Below are 18,218 nucleotides of genomic sequence, written 5' to 3' on the forward strand. Positions count from 1 at the left end.
CAGGTAACCGGCCCGGCAAGCTCTCGGCAACTCGCCCGCCCGGCGGGGGTGTTGCTTCCGCCGAAACTGCCGCCGCGCTGCCTGGCCGTGGTGGGTCCGGGCCGGTAACGCTGTCCGGCATGAGTGCACCCGACCCCGTGACCACGCAGTGGATCAGCGCCCGGTACGCCGTCGGCCGGCCGCGGCTGAGGCTGCTGTGCCTGCCGCAGGCCGGCGGCAGTTCGGCGTCCTTCGGCGGCTGGCGGCCGTTCCTGCCGGAGGGGGTCGAGCTGGCCCCGGTGGAGCTGCCGGGCCGCGGATCCCGCATCGACGAGCCCGTGCCGGACTCCCTCGACTCGCTGACCGAGGCCCTGCTGAACGGCCTGCGCGGCGAACTCGGCCTGCCCTACGTGCTGTTCGGGCACAGCTTCGGCGCGGTCGTCGCCTTTGAGCTGACCCGGCGCATCGAACGGGAGGACGGGCTGCGCGGCCCCGAGGCGCTGCTGGTGTCCGGATCGCGCGCCCCGCACGTGCCGCTCGCCCGCGAGCCGCTGACCGGCAGAGACCGCACCCGGCTGGTCGCCTGGCTGCGCGAGCACGGCGGCCTGCCCGATCAGCTCCTGGAATACCCGGAGTTCCTGGACATGCTGCTGCACCCCGTGCGCGCGGACCTCGAACTCGCCGAGCGCTACCTGCTCGACGGGCCCGCGCCGGTGCGCTGCCCGCTCGTCGCGTTCGCCGGCGCCGACGACAGCGTGGCGACCCGGGCGCAGGTGGAACCCTGGGAGGCGTACACGACGGCAGCGCCGCCCCGGACGCGGGTGGTGCCCGGCGGGCACTCCTACCCGCAGGCGCATCCGGAGGCGACGCTGACGGCGGTCCTCGACGAACTGGAACGGCTCGGCGTGACGGCGCTTACGCGGCCTTGAGCGTGACCGGCAGGGCCGACAGGCCGCTGAGGAAGTTGGAGTAGACGTAGCGCGGTTCGCCGGCCGGCTCGGCGACCGCGACCAGCTCCCGCAGGCTCTCCAGCAGCGCCGACAGCTCGGCCCGGGCCAGGAAGGCGCCCAGACAGAAGTGCGGCCCGTGCGCGAACGACACGTGCTTGTTGGGCGTGCGGGACAGGTCGAAGACGTCCGGGTCCTCGAAGACCCGCTCGTCCCGGTTGGCCGAGGCCATCCAGGTCGTGACGATGTCGCCCTCCTCCACGAACTGATCGCCCAGCAGCACGTCCTGCGTCGCGGTGCGCCCGCTGTGCAGGGCCGGCGTGGTCCAGCGCAGCACCTCCTCCACCGCCGTGGAGACGGCCGCCGCCCCGGACGTGAGGGCGGCCCACTGGTCCGGCCGGTGCATCAGCGCGTGCAGCCCGCCCACCATGGCGAAACGGGTCGTCTCGTGGCCGCCCATGATGATGCTGTAGCAGTTGAAGACGATCTCCTCGTGCGTCAGCGGGCGCCCGTCGATCTCCCGCGTCACCAGCAGGCTGACCACGTCGTCGTACGGCTTCTTGCGCCGGTCGGCGGCCAGTTCGGAGAAGTACAGCAGCAGCCCGTTGCGGGCCGACCAGGTCGCCTCCTCGTCGGGCACGCCGTCCGCCGACGACAGCGCCCCCGACGTCAGGGAGATGATGTGCTGCCGGTCGGCGGCCGGCACGCCGAGCAGGTCGCAGATCGCGGCGAGCGGGATGTGCGCGGCGACGTCGGCGGCGAAGTCGACCGTGCCCCGCTCGACCGCCTCCTCGACCAGCCGCCGGGTGCCGCGCCGCACGCTGTCCACCACGACGTCCAGCGACCGCGGCGAGAACGGCTTCAGCAGCGCGCTGCGCAGCGCCTTGTGCGGGCCGCCGTCGGTCACGGCGAGCATCTTCCCGGCCGCCGAGTCGCCGCCGGCGAGCAGGGTGTCGAGCACGTTGCCCCGCTCGGAGGTGAAGGTCTCGTTGTCGCTGAGCACCGACACCACGTCGGCGTAACCGGTCACCACCCAGAACCCGGGCCCGCTCGGCCCCTCCGGCTGCCAGTGCACCGGCGCCTCGGTGCGCAGCCTGCGCCACAGCGGCCCCAGGTCGTGGCCGGCGTGCAGCAGCGGATCGGCGAGATCCACCGCGTCGAGCGTTCCCGGATCGAGCACGGGGCGGGTCGTCATGGTCGTAGTCCTCGGACTCGGTGGTGCGGTAGGGAAGATCGGGTGCGAAGGGGGTGCTGCGCAGGGGCGGGGCGGCCGGTCAGCCGACGGGTTCGGTCGGGCCCGGGAAGAACGCCGTGGTCGCCCCGGCGGTCTCCGCGCCGTCCACGGTGAACTGCTGGCCCGAGACGAACGACGCCTGCGGCGAGGCCAGGAAGTGGAACACGTCGGCGATCTCCTCGGGCGAGGCGTGCCGGCGGGCCGGAATGCGCTCGTTGACCTCGTCGAGCATGGCGTCGGTGTACTCGGCCCGCTGCATCGGCGTGAGCACCGCGCCGGGCGCCACGCACGCGGTGCGGATCAGCGGGGCCAGCTCCACGGCGAACGTCTGGCACAGCGACGTCACGCCGGCCTTGCTGGCGTTGTAGTCGGCGTACAGCGGGTAGCCGCGGGAGCCGTTGACCGAGGCGGTGGCCAGCAGCACGCCCGCGCCGGCGCGCAGCATGTGCGGGACGGAGTGCCGCCACAGGGCGAGGACGCCCATCAGGTTGACGTCGAGGGTGCGCCGGGCCTCGGCCTCGGTGATCTCCAGGATGCCGTGGCGGACGCTGATGCCGGCGTTGGCGACGACGACGTCCAGGCGGCCCCGCTCGGCGGCCACCCGGTCGACGGCGTCGCGCACGCCGTCCCAGTCGGAGACGTCCAGCTTCACCCAGTGGACCTCGCCGCCGCCCTCGCGCGGTCCCGTCGCCGTGTCCGGCGCCGGGGGCTGCACGTCGAGGTTGACGACGTAGTCGCCGGCGCGGGCGAAGCGCTCGGCGGTGGCGTGCCCGATTCCGCTGGACGCGCCGGACACGATGACGGTGCGCATGAGGTGCTGCCTGCCTTTCAGCTGCGGGTGACGACGGCGGTGCTCGGTACGGCCGGTCAGACGATGACGCGCGGGCTGCCGAGGGCGTACCCGCTGAAGTTGCGCCGCAGGTTGCGGCTGACGGTGAGCTTCTTCAGCCAGCGGTCGCTGCCGTCGTAGCGGGCGGTGAAGGGCCGGCGGCCGTGCACCGCGCGGTAGTTGTCGACGATCAGCATCGAACCCGGGCCGACCGCGATGTCCTGCTGCACGCGCTGGAGCTCGGCCATGAGCCGGTCGAGCGCCGCCTCCGCCTCGGTGTCGCCGGGCAGCGCGTCCATGAACGGCCGGTCGATCCGCAGGTACGGGCTGGTCCGGTCGCCGGACAGGACGGCGGTGGGCACCGGGTTCGCGGCCATCTCGCGCAACCGGGGCAGCGCCGGGTGGTCGGGGTGGTAGGTCTCCAGCTGGCGGATGTGCTCGGTGTCGGGGCGGATGTGGAAGCGCTCCTCGGCGAGCACCGCCCGGTCGTGGTCGTCGAGCCGGGTGTCGCGCACGGACGCCACGATCGTCGGCACCGCGTCGGGGTTGCGCAGCCCGAACAGCAGCAGGTAGTCGCAGCGGTTGGGGTGGAAGCCGTCCTCGGTGTGGAACTCCAGCAGCGCGTCGCTGCCGTAGCCGCTCTGCCGGTCCTCGTCGCCCCGGATCGGCAGGATGTTCTGGATGATCCGCCCCTCCTGGAGCGTCACCCAGCCGAACGGGTCGCCGAGCGCCATGCCGCACAGTGCCAGCCACAGCTCCTGCGGGCGGGCGCTGTCGCCGTGGATCGCCTCCCGCCAGTGGCCCGGCGTCGGGCCCAGCTCGGCGTCGTCCACCGGGAAGCCGTGCACCAGGCAGGCGGCGTTGCGCTCGCTCCTGCGGTACGTCAGCAGGAAGGTGCGCAGTCCGGCGGGCAGCAACTCCTCGGCGGCCAGAGCGCGGTCGTAGAACTCGGGCAGGCTCGGGGCGCCGTGGACCTCGCCCAGCTTCTCGGCGGCGGACCGCAGTTCGGCGACCTCGTCGGCGTCGAGGCGGTACTCGACGGGGGAGTCGAGGCAGGGCGCCGGGGAGTCGGCCGCGTCCCGGCGGAAGGCGTCGACAGTCGGAAGGGTGGTTGTCATGGTCGGTGTCCTCACCGGGTCGTGACCGCTCGGGTCGTCCGTCGTTCGGTCCTGTGCGATCCGCGCCGCGCCTCGTCGGTGCGGCCGGACCGCGTGTCGTGCGCACTGGACCGGCCGAGCAGGGTCCCGGCCGGTGATGCGGTCCAGTGGTCGTGCGGTGGTGCGGTTGTGCGGTGTGGTGCTCGTGGTGCCGTGGTGGTGCGGTGGTGCGTCGCCGGGGTGGTACGGCGGGTGGTGCGGCGGAGCCGACGGCTAGCGCCAGTCCTCCGCGAACCGGTCCAGCTCGGCGGCGTCCAGCTGGATCAGCGGCTCCTCCTCTTCCCCGGCCGGGTCCGCGCCGGGGGCGGGGGAGAGCTCCTTGACCGCCACCGCGAGCGCGGCCACGGTCTTGTGGGTGAACACGTCCCGCGGGGCGAGGTCGAGACCGGCCTCGCGAGCCAGGGTGACCAGCCGGATCGAGACGATCGAGTCGCCGCCCAGGTCGAAGAAGCTGTCGTCGATGCCGACCCGCTCCACGCCGAGCGCCTCGGCGAACAGGGCGCACAGCCGCTCCTCGCGCTCGGTGCGCGGGGCCCGGCTCTCACTGGCGGCGGAGTAGTCGGGCGCGGGCAGGGCGGCCGGGTCGAGCTTGCCGCTCGGCGTGAGCGGCAGCCGGTCCAGCACGACGACGGCGGCGGGCACCATGTGGTCGGGCAGCGCGTCGGCGACCCGCAGCCGCAGCGCCGCGGGCTCCGGGCGGGCGTCCGCGACGCCGGCCGCGTACGCCACGAGCTGCCGGTGCCCCGGCCGGTCCTCGCGCACGACGACCACGGCCTGTGCGACCGCCGGGTCCTCGGCGAGCACCGCCTCGATCTCGCCCGGCTCGATGCGGAAGCCGCGCACCTTGACCTGGTGGTCCGCCCGGCCCAGGTACTCCAGGGAGCCGTCGGCCGTGCGGCGGGCCAGGTCGCCGGTGCGGTACATGCGTGATCCGGGCGGCCCGAACGGGTCGGCGACGAACCGCTCGGCCGTCGCGCCGGGCCGGCGCAGATAGCCGCGCGCGAGCCCGTCCCCGGCCAGGTACAGCTCGCCCGGCGCCCCGGCCGGGACCGGCCGCAGCGCGTCGTCGAGCAGGTACACCCGGGCGCCGGCGACGGGTTCGCCGAGCGGCGGCCGGACCCGGCCCCGCAGCGGACGGCTCATCGTGGCCATGACGGTGGCCTCGGTCGGACCGTAGGCGTTGACCATGCGGCGGCCCGCCGACCAGCGCTCGACCAGGTCGGGCGGGCACGCCTCGGCGCCGACGACCAGGGTGACCCCGGGCGGCAGCCCGTCCTCGGGCATCACCGCGAGCGACGAGGGCGGCAGCAGCAGCGCGGTCACGCCGTGCCGGGCGACCGTGGCCGCGAGCGCCGGGCCGGGCAGCAGCTCGTCCGCGGGCGCGGTGACCGCGCAGGCGCCGGTGAGCAGGGCGGTGGCCAGCTCCCACACGGAGGCGTCGAAGCTGGGCGAGGCGAACAGCAGCACCCGCTCGTCCGGGCGCAGGGCGAGCCCGGCGCGCTGCTGGGCGGCCAGGGCGGCGATGCCCAGGTGCGGGACCAGCACGCCCTTGGGGCGGCCGGTGGAACCCGAGGTGTGGATCAGGTACGCGCCGTGGGCGGGCCGCAGCGGCGCCCTCCGGTCGGCGTCGGTCAGGTTCCCGCCGTCGTACGCGTCGGCGCTCTCCAGGTCGAGGCACATGGTCCGCCGGGCGCCCGCCTCCGCGAGCTGCCCGGTCGCCCCGGTCGTGGTGAGGACCAGGGTGGGGCGGGCGTCGCCGAGGATGTGCCGCAGCCGCTCCAGCGGATAGTTGAGGTCCAGCGGCAGATAGGCGGCGCCGGCCTTGAGCACCGCGAGGACCGCGAGGACCGACCGCGCCGACTTCGGCAGCGCCACCCCGACGACGTCCTCCGGGCCGACGCCCCGCTCGACCAGCGCCCGGGCCAGCCGGTTCGCCCCCTCGTTGAGTTCGGCGTACGTCAGCCGCAGCTCGCCGTCGAGCACGGCGAGCGCGTCGGGACGGGCCCGGACCCGCTCCTCGAACAGCGCCGGGAAGGTGCTCGGCTCCGGGGCGGCCGGCCCCTCGGCGGCGGCGCGCAGCAGTTCGTGCTCCGTGTCCGTCAGCAGGTCGAGCCGGCCCAGCGGCGCGGAGGGCGCGGCCAGGAAGCCCTCCAGGACCCGGCGGACCCGGGTGAGCAGGGCCGCGCCCGCCTCCTCGGTGAACAGGTCCGCGCGGTAGCTGAGTTCGAGGCTCAGCCGCTCGCCCGGCACCACGACCAGGTTCAGCGGGTAGTGCGAGGCGCCGGGGACGGGCTCGCCGTCCACCGACATCGTCAGGCCCGGTACCTGCTGCTGGATCGCCGAGCCGTCGAAGGGCGTGCTGGCGAAGTCCAGGACGGTGTCGAAGAGTTCGCCGAGGCCGAGGGAGCGCTGCACCTCGGTCAGGCCGATGTGCTGGTAGGGGCGCAGCCCGGCCTGCTGGTTCTGCACGTCGGTGAGCAGCGCGTCCAGCGGACGGGACGGGTCGAGCCGGACCCGGACCGGGACGGTGTTCATCAGCAGGCCGACGATGTCGCCGGAGCCGGTCAGCTCCGGCGGGCGGGCGGCGGTGGTCGCGCCGAACACCACGTCGTCGCGGCCCAGCAGTCCGCCCAGCACGACGGCCCAGGCGCCCTGGAGCAGGGTGTTGAGGGTCAGGCCCGCGGCGCGGGCGGCGGCGGCCAGTTCGGCGGTGCGCTGCGGGTCTAGGGCCTCGGTCACCAGGTGCGGCACGGTCGCGGTGGCGGCCTCCGCGTCGGGGGCGACCAGTGTCGGCTCCTCGAACCCGGCGAGCGCCTCGTTCCAGGCCCGCGCCGCCGCGTCCGCGTCCTGCCCGTCGAGCCAGCGCAGGAAGTCGGTGAACTGCGCGGGCGCCGCGTCGGGGGCGGCGCCGCCGCGGGCGTAGCAGGCGAACAGGTCGCGGAAGAACAGCGGCAGCGACCAGCCGTCGAGCAGGGCGTGATGGTGCGAGACGACGAGGAGGTGGTCGTCGTCGGCGATCCGGACCAGCGTGACCCGCAGCAGCGGCGGCTCGGCCAGGTCGAAGCGGCGCACCCGCTCGTCGGCCAGCAACTCGGCGATGCGGGCGTCGCGTTCGGCCTCGCCCAGCGCCGAGACGTCGACCTCCCGCCAGGGCACCCGTACGTCCTCGTGCACGACCTGGACCAGACGGCCCGAGCCGAGCAGGGCGAACGACACGCGCAGCGCCGTGTGGCGGGCCAGGACCGACTCGAACGCGGTGCGCAGCACGGCGGGGGAGAGGCGGCCGGCGAGCCGGACGGGGGCCTGGGCGGTGTAGACGTCGACGCCGTCGGCGGCGAGCATCGCGTGGAAGTGCATGCCCTGCTGGAGCGGCGTCAGCGGCAGCGCCTCGGCGAACGGCCGTCCCAGCGCGTCCAGTTCGGCCCGCTCCGCCTCGGTGAGGTCGAGCAGCGGCCCGGTCGGCGCGGCCGCCTCGGCGGGCTGCTCCACGACGTCGCGGGCGGCCTGTGCGAGCCGGGCGATCGTCTTGTGGACGAAGACGTCGCGGGCGCCCACGGCGAGCCCGGCGCGGTGGGCGCGGGCCGCGAGCTGCATGGCGATGATCGAGTCGCCGCCGAGGTCGAAGAAGCTGTCGTCGACGCCGACCCGCTCCCGGCCGAGCACGTCGGCGAACACCTCGTGCAGCACCCGTTCGCGTTCGGTGGACGGCGCCCGGTAGACGCTCGTCGCCCGGAACCGCGGCTCCGGCAGGGCCTTGCGGTCGACCTTGCCGTTGGGCGTGAGGGGGAAGGCGTCCACGGCCATGACCAGCGCCGGGACCATGTACGCCGGCAGCCGCCCGGCGACGGACGCGCGCAGGTCCTCGGGCCGCACCTCGGCGCCCTCGGCGGCACGCACGTAGCCCACGACGCGCTGCACGCCCTTGGCGTCGGCGGAGACCGCCGCGACCGCCTCCGCCACCGACGGGTCCGCGGCGAGCGCGGCCTCGATCTCGCCCAGTTCGATGCGGTGTCCGCGGATCTTCACCTGGAAGTCGGAGCGGCCCCGGTACTCCACCACGCCGTCGGGCCGGCGGCAGCCCAGGTCGCCGGTGCGGTACATGCGCGCGCCCGGCTCCCCGAACACGTCGGCGACGAACCGCTCCGCGGTCAGCCCCGGACGGCCCAGATAGCCGCGCGCCACGCCGTCGCCGGCGATGTACAGCTCGCCCACGACCCCGTCCGGCACCGGCCGCAGGAACGCGTCGAGCAGGTACACGCGGGTGTTGTCGGCGGGGGTGCCGATCGCGGGGCCCGCCGTCGCGCCGCCGTGCCACAGCATGGCGTCGACCGTGCACTCGGCGGGGCCGTAGAGGTTGTAGACCGACAGGCCCGGCGTCTCGTGCAGCCGCTCCCACAGGTCGGCGGCGACCTCCTCGCCGCCCAGCGCGAGCACGCCGACGCGGTGCCGCCCGTCGGCGGGGCCGAACATGCCGGCCGCGAGCATCTGCCGGGCCACCGACGGCGTGGTGTCGACCACGTCGACGGCCGCGGCGGCGACCAGCGCGGCCAGCGCGAGGGCGTCCTTGCGGACGGTGTCGTCCACGAGGAGCAGCTCGTGCCCGCCGACCATCCACAGCAGCTGGCTCCACGAGGCGTCGAAGCCGAGGGAGTTGGTGAGGGCGGCGCGCAGCGCCCGCCCGCCCAGGCGCTCCCGCTCGGGCTCGAAGAAGTTCACCCGGTGGCTGTGGAACATGTTGACCAGGTTCCGGTGCTCCACCACGACGCCCTTGGGGCGGCCCGTCGACCCCGACGTGTAGATCACGTACGCCGGATGGGCCGGCCGCAGCGGGGCCGGGCGGTCGGCGTCGGTGAGGTCGCGGGCGTCGTCGGGCAGCTCCGCCCGGTCCAGGAGGAGCGTTCGCGCGGACAGGGCGGGCGCGGCCTGCGAGGCCGCCAGGACCAGGACGGGCGCCGCCTCCGCGCAGATCGCGGCGATGCGCTCCGCCGGGTACTCGACGTCGATGGGCAGATAGCCGGCGCCCGACTTCAGCACCGCGAGGATCGCCACCACCGCGTCCGTCGTGCGCGGCAGGGCCACCCCGACCAGCGTGCCGGGGCCCGCGCCCTCGGCGACCAGCAGCCGGGCGAGCCGGTTGGCCTCGGCGTTGAGCCGGGCGAAGGTCAGCCCGGTCCTGCCGTCGCTCACGGCGACCGCGTCCGGGGTGGCCCGCACCTGCGCCTCGAACACCTCCGGCAGCGTCTGCGCGGGGCGTGCCACGGTACGGCCACCGGTGCGCCGTACGATCTCCTCCCGCTCGGCGGGGAAGCGCACCGGCAGCCGGCCCGCGGGCAGTTCGGGACGCTCGGCGATGTCGCGCAGCAGCCCGCACAGCAGCCGCAGCACCTCCGCCGCGGCGTCGGTGTCGTACACGTCCGCGCGGTGGTTGAGCTCCAGCCGCAGCCGCTCGCCGGGGTGGACGGCGAGGCTCAGCGGGTAGTGGGTGCCCTCGAAGGCGTCCGTGTCGCCGTCGGCGATGTCGCGCAGGATGCCCGCGGACAGGCCGGGCACCTCCGCGCCCCGGACGGCGCTCTCGACGGGGACGTTCTCGAACGCGACGGTGGTGTCGAAGAGTTCGGTGACGCCGGCCGCGCGGTGGATGTCGGCCAGGCCCAGGTACTCGTGGCGGGTGAGCGCCGACTGCTCCGCCTGGACGCGCGCCAGCAGGTCCGCGACCGGCTCGGCGGGGTCGATCCGCACCCGGGCGGGCACGGTGTTCATCATCAGTCCCACCATGCGCTCGCTGCCCGGCAGCTGCGGCGGACGCCCGGCGACCGTGTTGCCGAACACCACGTCCTGACGGCCCGTCAGCAGGGTCAGGAGCAGCGCCCAGGCGCCCTGGACCACCGTGTTGAGGGTGAGTTCGCGCGACCGGGCCGCGCGGGTCAGCCGCTCGGTGTCGGCCTCGGACAGCTCGGCGACCGCCCGCTGCTGCCCCCGGTCCGCGGCGTCCGCCGCCGCCCCCTGGGCCACCAGCGTCGGCCCGTCGAGGCCCGTCAGCGCGGAGCGCCAGGCCCGCTCGGCCTCGTCCCGGTCCTGGGCGGCCAGCCAGCCCAGGTAGTCCCCGAACGGGACCGCGGGCTCCAGCCCGTCCGCCGTGCCGCCGTCCCGGTAGATGCGGAACAGGTCGGCCAGGACCAGCGGCAGCGACCAGCCGTCCAGCAGGATGTGGTGGTTGGTGAGCACCAGGACGTGCCGCTCGGGCGCGAGCCGGACCAGGGTGAAACGCAGCAGCGGCGGCTTCGTCATGTCGAAGCGCCGCGCCCGGTCGCCCGCGAGCAGGCCCGCCAGGCGCGGCCCCTGCTCCTCGGCGTCGAAGCCGGAGAAGTCGACCTCCTCCCAGGCGGGTTCGACGGACCGGGCGATCGCCTGCACCGCCTCGCCGGAACGCCGGCGCAGGAACCCGGCCCGCAGGCTCGGGTGGCGGGCGGGCAGCGCGGCGCAGGAGCGGCGCAGCACCTCCACGTCGAGCGCCCCGGTCAGCTCCAGCGGCGTCTGCACGGTGTAGAAGTCGACGCTCCGCCCGGCGGAATCCGCCGCGTTCGCGGTGCCCGCCGCGGTCGCCGCGTCCTTTCTGCCGCCCTCGTCGAAGAGGGCGTGGAAGAGGATGCCCTGCTGCAACGGCGTGAGCGGCAGCACCGCTTCCAGGGATGTCTGTCTCACAGTGTTGTCCCCCACTGGGCTTCGAGCTCGTCGAGTTCGTCCGCGTCGAGCCGCACCAGGCTCTCGGCGCTCGGCAGCGCGGCCTGCGGGTCGGTGTCCCGGGCCGCCTCGGCGAGCCGTGCGATGGTTTTGTGACCGAAGACGTCCTTGGCGGTGAGCAGCAGACCGGCGCCGTGCGCGCGGGCCGCCAGCCGGGTCGCGGTGATGGAGTCGCCGCCGAGGTCGAAGAAGCTGTCGTCGACGCCGATCCGCGGCAGGCCCAGCACCTCGGTGAACACCTCGTGCAGGATCCGCTCGCGCTCGGTGGACGGCGCCCGGTAGGCGGTCGCGGTCTCGAACCGCGGCTCCGGCAGCGCCTTGACGTCCACCTTGCCGCCCGGCGTGCGCGGGAAGGCCTCCAGCACGGTCACCGCCGCCGGGACCAGGTAGCCGGGCAGCCGCTCCTCGGCGAAGGCGCGCAGCGCGACCGGGTCGGGGGCCGTCGCGGCGTCCGGGGCGGGGACGACGTAGGCCACCAGCAGCCTCGTCCCGGGCCGCACCTCGCGGGCGACGACCACCGCCCCGCCCACGCCCGGCGCGCCGGTCAGCACGCCCTCGACCTCGCCTGGCTCGATGCGGAAGCCGCGCACCTTGACCTGGTCGTCGGCGCGGCCCAGGTAGACCAGTTCGCCGTCGGCGCTCCACCGGGCCAGGTCGCCGGTGCGGTACATGCGGGCGCCGGGCGCGCCGAACGGGTCGGCGACGAAGCGCTGCGCGGTGGTGCCGGGACGGCCCAGGTAGCCACGGGCCAGGCCGTCGCCGCTGAGGTACACCTCGCCGGGCACGCCGGGCGGCACTGGGCGCAGGGCCGCGTCCAGCAGCCGCACCCGGGTGCCCGGCACGGCGCGGCCCATCGGAGGAACGATCCGTCCGGACAGCGGGCCCGTCTGGGTGGCGATCACCGTCGACTCGGTGGGCCCGTACGCGTTGACCATGTGCCGGCCCGGCGACCAGCGCGCGACCAGCTCCGGCGAGCACGCCTCCGCGCCGACGACCAGATTGACGCCCTCGGGCAGGGCGTCGGCCGGCATCGCCGCCAGCGCGGAGGGCGCCAGCAGCAGGCAGGTGACGCCGAGTTCGGCGACCAGGTCGGCCAGCGGCCGTCCCGGCGCCAGCCGTTCGGCCGGGGCGGTCACCGCGGCGGCGCCGGTGAGCAGCGCCGTGCACAGCTCCCACACCGAGGCGTCGAAGCTGGGCGAGGCGAACTGGAGCACGCGCGTGCCCGGCGCCAGGTCCAGCTGCGCGCGCTGGTGCGCGACCAGGGCGGCGAGACCGGTGTGCGGGACGACGACGCCCTTGGGGCGGCCGGTCGAGCCCGAGGTGTAGATGACGTACGCCGGGTGCCCGGTGCGCAGCGGCGCGGGGCGCTCGGCGTCCTCGACGTCCGTCTCCGGGAAGCCGTCCAGCGCCTCCAGGTCCAGGTGCAGACGGGGCACGCCGGGCGCGAGGCCCGGGTCGTCCGCCTCGCTCGTGGTGAGCATCAGCAGCGGCCGGGTGTCGTCGAGCATGGCGGTCAGCCGGGCCCGCGGATAGCCGAGGTCCACCGGCAGATAGGCCGCGCCCGACTTCAGGACGGCCACCACGGCGGCCAGGGCGTCGGCGCCGCGCGGCAGCGCCACGGCCACCAGCCGCTCGGGCCCCGCACCGCGCGCCAGCAGCGCCCGCGCCAGCCGGTTCGCGCGCGCGTCCAGGCCCGCGTAGTCCAGGGCGCCGGCGGGGGAGAGCACCGCCAGGGCGTCCGGGGCGCGCCGGACCTGCTCCGCGAACAGCTCCGGGAAGGTGCGCGGCACCACCCCGCCCGCGCCCGTGCCGGCCGCGAGCACCCGCTCCCGCTCCTCGGGCCCCGCCACCTCGAGCCGGCCGAGCGGCAGGTCGCCCGGCGCGGCGAGGAACCGGGCGAGGAACGCGGTGAACCTGCGCCGGTGCGCGGCGAGTTCCTCGGGCGTGTAGCGGTCCGGATTGGCCTCGAAGTCGACGCGCGCGCCGGTGCCGTCGGGCTCCGGGTGGCAGGTGATGTTGAGGTCGGTCACCGGGCCGCCGGACAGCGTGGTCAGGGTCGCCTCGCGTCCGGTGAACGCCGTCTCCGAACCGGCGGGCATGATGTTGACCAGCACGCCGTACAGTTGCTCGCCCGAGCCCAGCAGGCGCAGGTCGCGGCGGAGTTCGTCGTACGGGTAGCGCTGGCGGGTGAGCAGCTCGCCGAGCCGGCGCCCCACCTGGCGGACCAGGTCGAGGCGGCCCTCGGCGGGGCGCACGGCCAGCCGCAGCGGCAGCTGGTTGGACAGCATGCCGGGCGTGTTCCGGGAGCGGGCGCCGAGGCGGGCGGTGACCGGGACGCCGATCGTGAGGTCCTCGGCGCCGGTCATGCCGTGCAGGTACGCGGCGACGGCCGCCAGCAGCGCCACCGTCCACGGCGCACGCGCCGCACGGCCCGCCGCGTGCAGCGCGGTCAGCTCACCGGCCGACAGCCGCGCCTGCTCGCGCAGCGCCGAGGGGGCCGCGCCGGTGGGAATGCCGGGGGCGAGGCTCACCGTCTCGGGCCGGTCCTCCAGGACGCCGTTCCAGTAGTCCCGGTCCGCGGTGTAGTCCGCCGACGCCCGGTACTCCGCCTCCTCGGCGAGCAGGTCCCGCAGCGCGCCGAGCGGCTCGCCCGCGGCCTCGGCGCCCGCGGCCAGCGCCTCGTAGTGGGCGGCGATGCGGCGCGAGTGCAGCACCGAGCCGAACGCGTCGGACAGGATGTGGTGGCTGCGCTGGTACCACAGGTGATGGTCGGGTCCCACGCGCATCAGGAAGTGCGCGGACAGGGTGTCCCGCGTCAGGTCCAGCGGGGTGCTCCGGTCGCGGTCCACCAGCTCCCGCGCCACCGCGAACGGGTCGTCCTCGCCCGTCAGGTCCAGCTCCTCGAACGAGGAGCGGCCCGGCGGCAGCGGCCGCTGGAACACGCCCTCCGGTCCCTCGGCGAACTCGACGTCGAAGGTGCCGCTCTCCGCCTCCGACCGGCGGATCGCACGGCTGAGCAGATCCCCGTCCAGCGGTCCCCGGACCTCCATGACGGCCACCGTGTTGAAGGCCGGGTTCTTCGGGTCGAGGCTCTGGGCGTGGAACACCCCGCGCTGGGCGGCGGTCAGCGGAAGCGGGCCGGTGTCGGGAAGCAGACCGGCGTCGGCGTCGCGTGATGTCATCAGGTTCGTAACCGCTCTCGTGGACTTCCGGGGGACTTCCGAGGCCTTCCGTGCATGCGTGACCGTCCGCGTCGTCAGGGGCGGATCGGGAGCTGGAACCCCGCTCGATGCTGCACGGCCGCCGCGGCGGTCACCAGGCAACCGACCGGCAATCGATGTTGCTGGTGGAACTGCCGCCCCCCGTGGCCGAGTTACCGGTGTCCCTGCCTGGCGCCGCCCGTCCGCCCCGCCAAGGCTGGCAGGCACCGGGCGCGGCGCCCGCCCGTGCGCGGGCCCCGCCGCGACCGCGGACCTTTCCTGACGCCCGACACACCGGAGGACGAGGACGTTGGCAATCCCGGACCGGGGCCTGCTCGACTGGCTGGACGAGGCGTCCGCCGAGCGGGGCCTGTACTACGCGAAGCGCGGCGACGGCTGGGACTTCTGGTCCTACCGGGACCTGCGGGACCTGGTGCTGAGGACCGCCGCCGCACTGCGCGCGAACGGCGTCGAGAGCGGTGACGTTGTAGCGCTGGTGCAGCGCTCGGGCCCCGGCTTCGTCGCCACGTTCTTCGGCGCGCTCGCCGCCGGCGCGACCCCGTGCACCATCGCGCCGCCGTTCGCCTTCCAGAAGGCCGACGACTACGAGAAGCACGCCACCCACCTCTTCGGCACCGTGCGGCCCAGGATCACGGTCTGCGACGACGAGTCGCTGGAGCGGATCCGCAAGATCTCTGCCGCCGCCGACGTCCCCGAGCCGGTCGTCTTCGACGAACTCGTCGAAGGGGCGCAGCCGTTGGAGCGCCCCCACCCGCTGCCCGAGACGGCGCTGGTGCAGTTCACCTCCGGGTCCAGCGGCTTCTCGCGCGGCGTGCGCATCTCCGCCGAGGCCCTGCGCACCAACCTCACCGGCATGCGCCGCTGGCTCGGCTGCGCCCCCGAGTACCCGGCGATCAGCTGGCTGCCCGTCCACCACGACATGGGCCTGGTCGGCTTCCTGCTCAACGTCGTCGTCACCGGCTTCGACGGGCACATGCTCCAGCCCGACGACTTCATCCGCTCGCCGCTGCGCTACCTCAAGCACATCAGCGAGCAGCGCATCGTCATGACGGCCATGCCCAACTTCGGCCTGTCGTACATCCTGCGCCGCGTGCGGCCCGCCGACCTGGAGGGCCTGGACTTCTCCTCGCTGCGGTGCGTCATCATCGGCGCGGAGCGGATCGACCCGCAGGTGCTGCTCGACTTCCACGCCCTGCTCGGCCCGCACGGCCTCGACCGCGGCGCGCTGCTGCCCGCCTACGGCAGCGCCGAGGCGACCCTCGCCGTCACCGGCCTCGCCCCCGGCGCGGGCTGGACGACCGGGGAGCCCTACGACGGCGACGCCGCCGCGCTCGCCGGGACGGCGGTGGTCGGCTGCGGCGGGCCGCTGGAGGACCGCAGGGTCGCCATCGTCTCCGAGGACGGCGAGGAACTGCCGGACGGCCAGGTCGGGGAGATCGTCGTCAGCGGCGTCTCCATCGCCTCCGGCTACGTCGGCGACGCCGGCACCGCCTCCGGCACCAGCCTCGGCGACCGGCTCGAGACCGGCGACGCGGGCTTCGTGCGCGACGGCCAGCTGTTCGTGATCGGACGGCTCGGCGACGGGCTGAAGGTCAACGGCAAGATGGTGTTCGCCGAGAGCCTGGAGACCCTGCTGCACCAGCGGGGCATCCCCGAACGCCGGGTCGCCGTGCTGCTCGGCGTCCGCGACGGCGCGCCGACCGGCGTGGCCGTCTTCGCGGGCGTCCAAGAGGGCTGGCACGCCATCGCCCACGAGGTGCTGTCGGAGTGGCTGGGCGACGCCGAACTGCTCGCCCTGGAGGTGCCGCGCGGCGGCATCGCCGTCACCACCAGCGGCAAGCCCCGCCGCCGGGTCATCTGGAAGGCCGTCTGCGCGGGCTGGTTCGCCGACGCGACCCGGCCCCTGACGCCCGAGGGATGACCACCGGGCCCGCCCCGGCCGGGGCGGGCCCGCCGGGACCGCCCCGCGATGCGCACACACCACTGCCCCGGCGCGCCGTTTCGCGCCGGGGCAGTGGTGGGCCGGGGCGGGCCGGCCGGTCAGCGGACCGCGGCCATCGTCTCCGTGCGGACCAGGTTCTCCGCGATCAACAGCTCGCGCACCTTCTCCGTCAGCATCCCCAGCTGCCGCAGAACGTGGATGACCTGCTGGAACAGCAGCTGCCGGTACGTCGACATCATCGGGTTCGTCCGGGCGAACACCACGCCCTTGTCGACGTCGAGGTCCATCCGCTCCCACAGCTCGCGCAGCATGAACCGGCGCGACATCAGCCGGATCGCCTCCAGCAGGAAGTCCTCCCGGTCGCGCAGCTCCGCCGACGTCACCTCCTGGTACATGCCGGTGAGCATGGTGACCCCGAAGGCGATGTGCCGGGCCTCGTCGGCCGCCACCATCCGGGTGATCTGCCGGATCAGCGGGTCGCCGAAGCCGCTGCTGGCCAGCCGCAGTCCGGTGATCGCGAGGCCCTCCATCACGACCTGCATGCCGAGGTAGACGATGTCCCAGCGGGACTCCGACAGCACGTCGTGCAGCAGCGTCCCCAGGCCCGGGTTGACCGGGTAGACGACGCCGAGCTTCTCGTCCATGTAACGGGCGAACGCCTCGACGTGCCGCGCCTCGTCGGCGACCTGGGAGGCGGCGTACGTCTTGGCGTCCATGTCGGGCACGGTCTCGACCAGGCGCGCCGTGGTCACCAGCGCGCCCTGCTCGCCGTGCAGGAACTGGCTGCACATCCACGCCTGGTACTCCCAGCGGAACTGGGTGAGCAGTTCGGGCGGGACCGGGCTGCCCTCGCCGACGACGAACGACGCCAGCTTCGCGCCGTTCTCCTCCGTCAGCTCGGCGCCGAACTGCACGTCGTGGTCCCAGTCGATGTCGGTCGTGGCGTTCCACTGGGCGGCCTTGTTCTTCTCGTACAGGCTCCACACACGGCTGTCGCGCTTGCCGTAGTCCCAGTTCAGGCAGGCCCGGGTGAGGCTCTCCACCTGCATGAGGTCCGCCTTGGCGGATTCCAGGGTGAAGAACGTCGGGTCGGCTGCCTCGTCAGGAAGGGCGGTCATCGGGTTTGCGATCCCCTCGGCACAGGAGCAGGAGTGTCCCGCCGATCGTCAGCAGGAGTGTCCCGCCGATCGTCGCCGCGCCGCGTCCCCGGCTCCAGGCAGGCGCTGGGCAACTGGGCGGCAGACCTGTTGCCGGTCGGCGTGCCTGGTACGGGGGTTCGGGGGTCCGCACGATGATCCCCGCGGGTCACCGCCCCGACAAGAGTGCCGGCCGACGAAAGGAGCGGGATGCGAACTCATACCGCCGCACGACCTTCCCACCCCGCGCACACCCCCGCGCGGGGCGTGGACAGTCCGTGGATCGTCGGCCGGGTCATCGCGCCCGGAGCCCGTCTCAAGCTGATCTGCCTGCCCCAGGCCGGCGGCAGCGCCGCCTCGTACGCCCCGTGGCGGCTGCTCGCCCCGGCCGGCGTCGAACTCGCCACCGTCGAACTGCCCGGGCGCGGCGTCCGCAGCGCCGAGCCGCTGCCGGACACCCTCGAAGCGCTGGCCGACGCCGTCCTCGACGGCATCTGCGGCGAACTCGACGGCCCCTACGCCCTGTTCGGGCACAGCTTCGGCGCGCTGCTCGGCTACGAGATCGCCCTGCGCGTGCGCCGCCGCGGCCTGACCCCGCCCGTCGCCCTGCTCGTCTCCGCCTCCCGCGCCCCGCACGCCCCCGTCCTCAAGCGCGTCTCGCACCTGGACGACCAGGGCCTGCTCGACTGGCTCGACGGCTTCGGCGGCTTCCCGCCCAGTCTGCGCCGGTACCCGGCGTACCTGAGCTACGCCCTGCGCACGGTCCGCCGCGACCTGGCGCTGGCCGAGGCGTACACCGCCCCGGAGCCGGCCCCGCCCGGCTGCCCGCTGCACGTCCTCGGCGGCGCGGACGACCCGCTGGTGGGCCGGGAGCGGCTGGAGGACTGGCGCGCCTGCGCCGCCGACGGCTTCTCGCTGCGACTGCTGCCCGGCGGCCACGACTACCTCTTCAGCGGGGCGCAGCACACGCTCGACGCGATCACGCAGGCGCTGGAGCACGCCGAACCGGGCCCTTCGCCCAGGGAGTTGTGA

At 74.8% G+C, this 18,218-nt stretch carries 9 protein-coding genes; 3 read left to right on the top strand and 6 right to left on the bottom strand.

The genetic code is table 11. The features are described 5' to 3' along the window. Positions 1-119 precede the first annotated feature (119 nt). Positions 120-908, top strand: coding sequence for an alpha/beta fold hydrolase (locus ABZY13_RS07465; protein ID WP_356627924.1), 789 nt, complete (start codon positions 120-122; stop codon positions 906-908). Here the strand turns inward: ABZY13_RS07465 and ABZY13_RS07470 are convergent. The 5 genes from ABZY13_RS07470 to ABZY13_RS07490 form a co-directional block, all read right to left on the bottom strand. After that, on the bottom strand, positions 895-2,121 hold the full coding sequence (locus ABZY13_RS07470) for a cytochrome P450 (protein ID WP_356627925.1): 1,227 nt from the start codon (positions 2,119-2,121) through the stop codon (positions 895-897). The genes ABZY13_RS07465 and ABZY13_RS07470 overlap by 14 nt on opposite strands. A gap of 79 nt (positions 2,122-2,200) precedes the next feature. Further along, complete coding sequence (locus tag ABZY13_RS07475) at positions 2,201-2,971, bottom strand: SDR family oxidoreductase (protein WP_356627926.1); 771 nt, start codon at positions 2,969-2,971, stop codon at positions 2,201-2,203. A 56-nt stretch (positions 2,972-3,027) separates the two neighbouring features. Next, positions 3,028-4,107 (bottom strand): guanitoxin biosynthesis L-enduracididine beta-hydroxylase GntD, encoded by a 1,080-nt coding sequence (gene gntD / locus ABZY13_RS07480; RefSeq protein WP_356627927.1) that lies wholly within the window; start codon positions 4,105-4,107, stop codon positions 3,028-3,030. 252 nt (positions 4,108-4,359) lie between these two features. Beyond that, positions 4,360-10,848 (bottom strand): amino acid adenylation domain-containing protein, encoded by a 6,489-nt coding sequence (locus ABZY13_RS07485; protein ID WP_356627928.1) that lies wholly within the window; start codon positions 10,846-10,848, stop codon positions 4,360-4,362. Then, the gene (locus ABZY13_RS07490) at positions 10,845-14,069 is read right to left on the bottom strand and encodes an amino acid adenylation domain-containing protein (RefSeq protein ID WP_356627929.1); all 3,225 of its coding nucleotides are present in this window, start codon (positions 14,067-14,069) and stop codon (positions 10,845-10,847) included. The genes ABZY13_RS07485 and ABZY13_RS07490 overlap by 4 nt, the downstream gene beginning before the upstream one ends. Positions 14,070-14,397: 328 nt before the next feature. Here ABZY13_RS07490 and ABZY13_RS07495 point away from each other — a divergent pair, with 328 nt between their 5' ends. Continuing rightward, positions 14,398-16,029 (top strand): AMP-binding protein, encoded by a 1,632-nt coding sequence (locus tag ABZY13_RS07495; protein ID WP_356627930.1) that lies wholly within the window; start codon positions 14,398-14,400, stop codon positions 16,027-16,029. Between the two features lie 119 nt (positions 16,030-16,148). Here ABZY13_RS07495 and ABZY13_RS07500 read toward each other — a convergent pair whose 3' ends face one another. After that, positions 16,149-17,168: a diiron oxygenase gene (locus ABZY13_RS07500; protein ID WP_356627931.1), complete on the bottom strand. Its 1,020-nt coding sequence runs from the start codon at positions 17,166-17,168 to the stop codon at positions 16,149-16,151. 228 nt (positions 17,169-17,396) lie between these two features. Here ABZY13_RS07500 and ABZY13_RS07505 point away from each other — a divergent pair, with 228 nt between their 5' ends. After that, entirely contained in the window at positions 17,397-18,218 is an 822-nt protein-coding gene (locus ABZY13_RS07505) for an alpha/beta fold hydrolase (protein ID WP_356627932.1), read from the top strand.

Origin of the sequence: Streptomyces sp. NPDC006610 (assembly GCF_040611575.1) — a bacterium.
In the GTDB taxonomy this organism is placed as follows: Bacteria; Actinomycetota; Actinomycetes; order Streptomycetales; family Streptomycetaceae; genus Streptomyces.

Bases quoted from the DNA above. Each gene is read 5' to 3' on its own strand.
- ABZY13_RS07465 (WP_356627924.1), top strand. From the start codon at position 120: ATGAGTGCACCCGACCCCGTGACCACGCAGTGGATCAGCGCCCGGTAC.
- ABZY13_RS07470 (WP_356627925.1), bottom strand. From the start codon at position 2,121: ATGACGACCCGCCCCGTGCTCGATCCGGGAACGCTCGACGCGGTGGAT.
- ABZY13_RS07475 (WP_356627926.1), bottom strand. From the start codon at position 2,971: ATGCGCACCGTCATCGTGTCCGGCGCGTCCAGCGGAATCGGGCACGCC.
- gntD (WP_356627927.1), bottom strand. From the start codon at position 4,107: ATGACAACCACCCTTCCGACTGTCGACGCCTTCCGCCGGGACGCGGCC.
- ABZY13_RS07490 (WP_356627929.1), bottom strand. From the start codon at position 14,069: ATGACATCACGCGACGCCGACGCCGGTCTGCTTCCCGACACCGGCCCG.
- ABZY13_RS07500 (WP_356627931.1), bottom strand. From the start codon at position 17,168: ATGACCGCCCTTCCTGACGAGGCAGCCGACCCGACGTTCTTCACCCTG.
- ABZY13_RS07505 (WP_356627932.1), top strand. From the start codon at position 17,397: ATGCGAACTCATACCGCCGCACGACCTTCCCACCCCGCGCACACCCCC.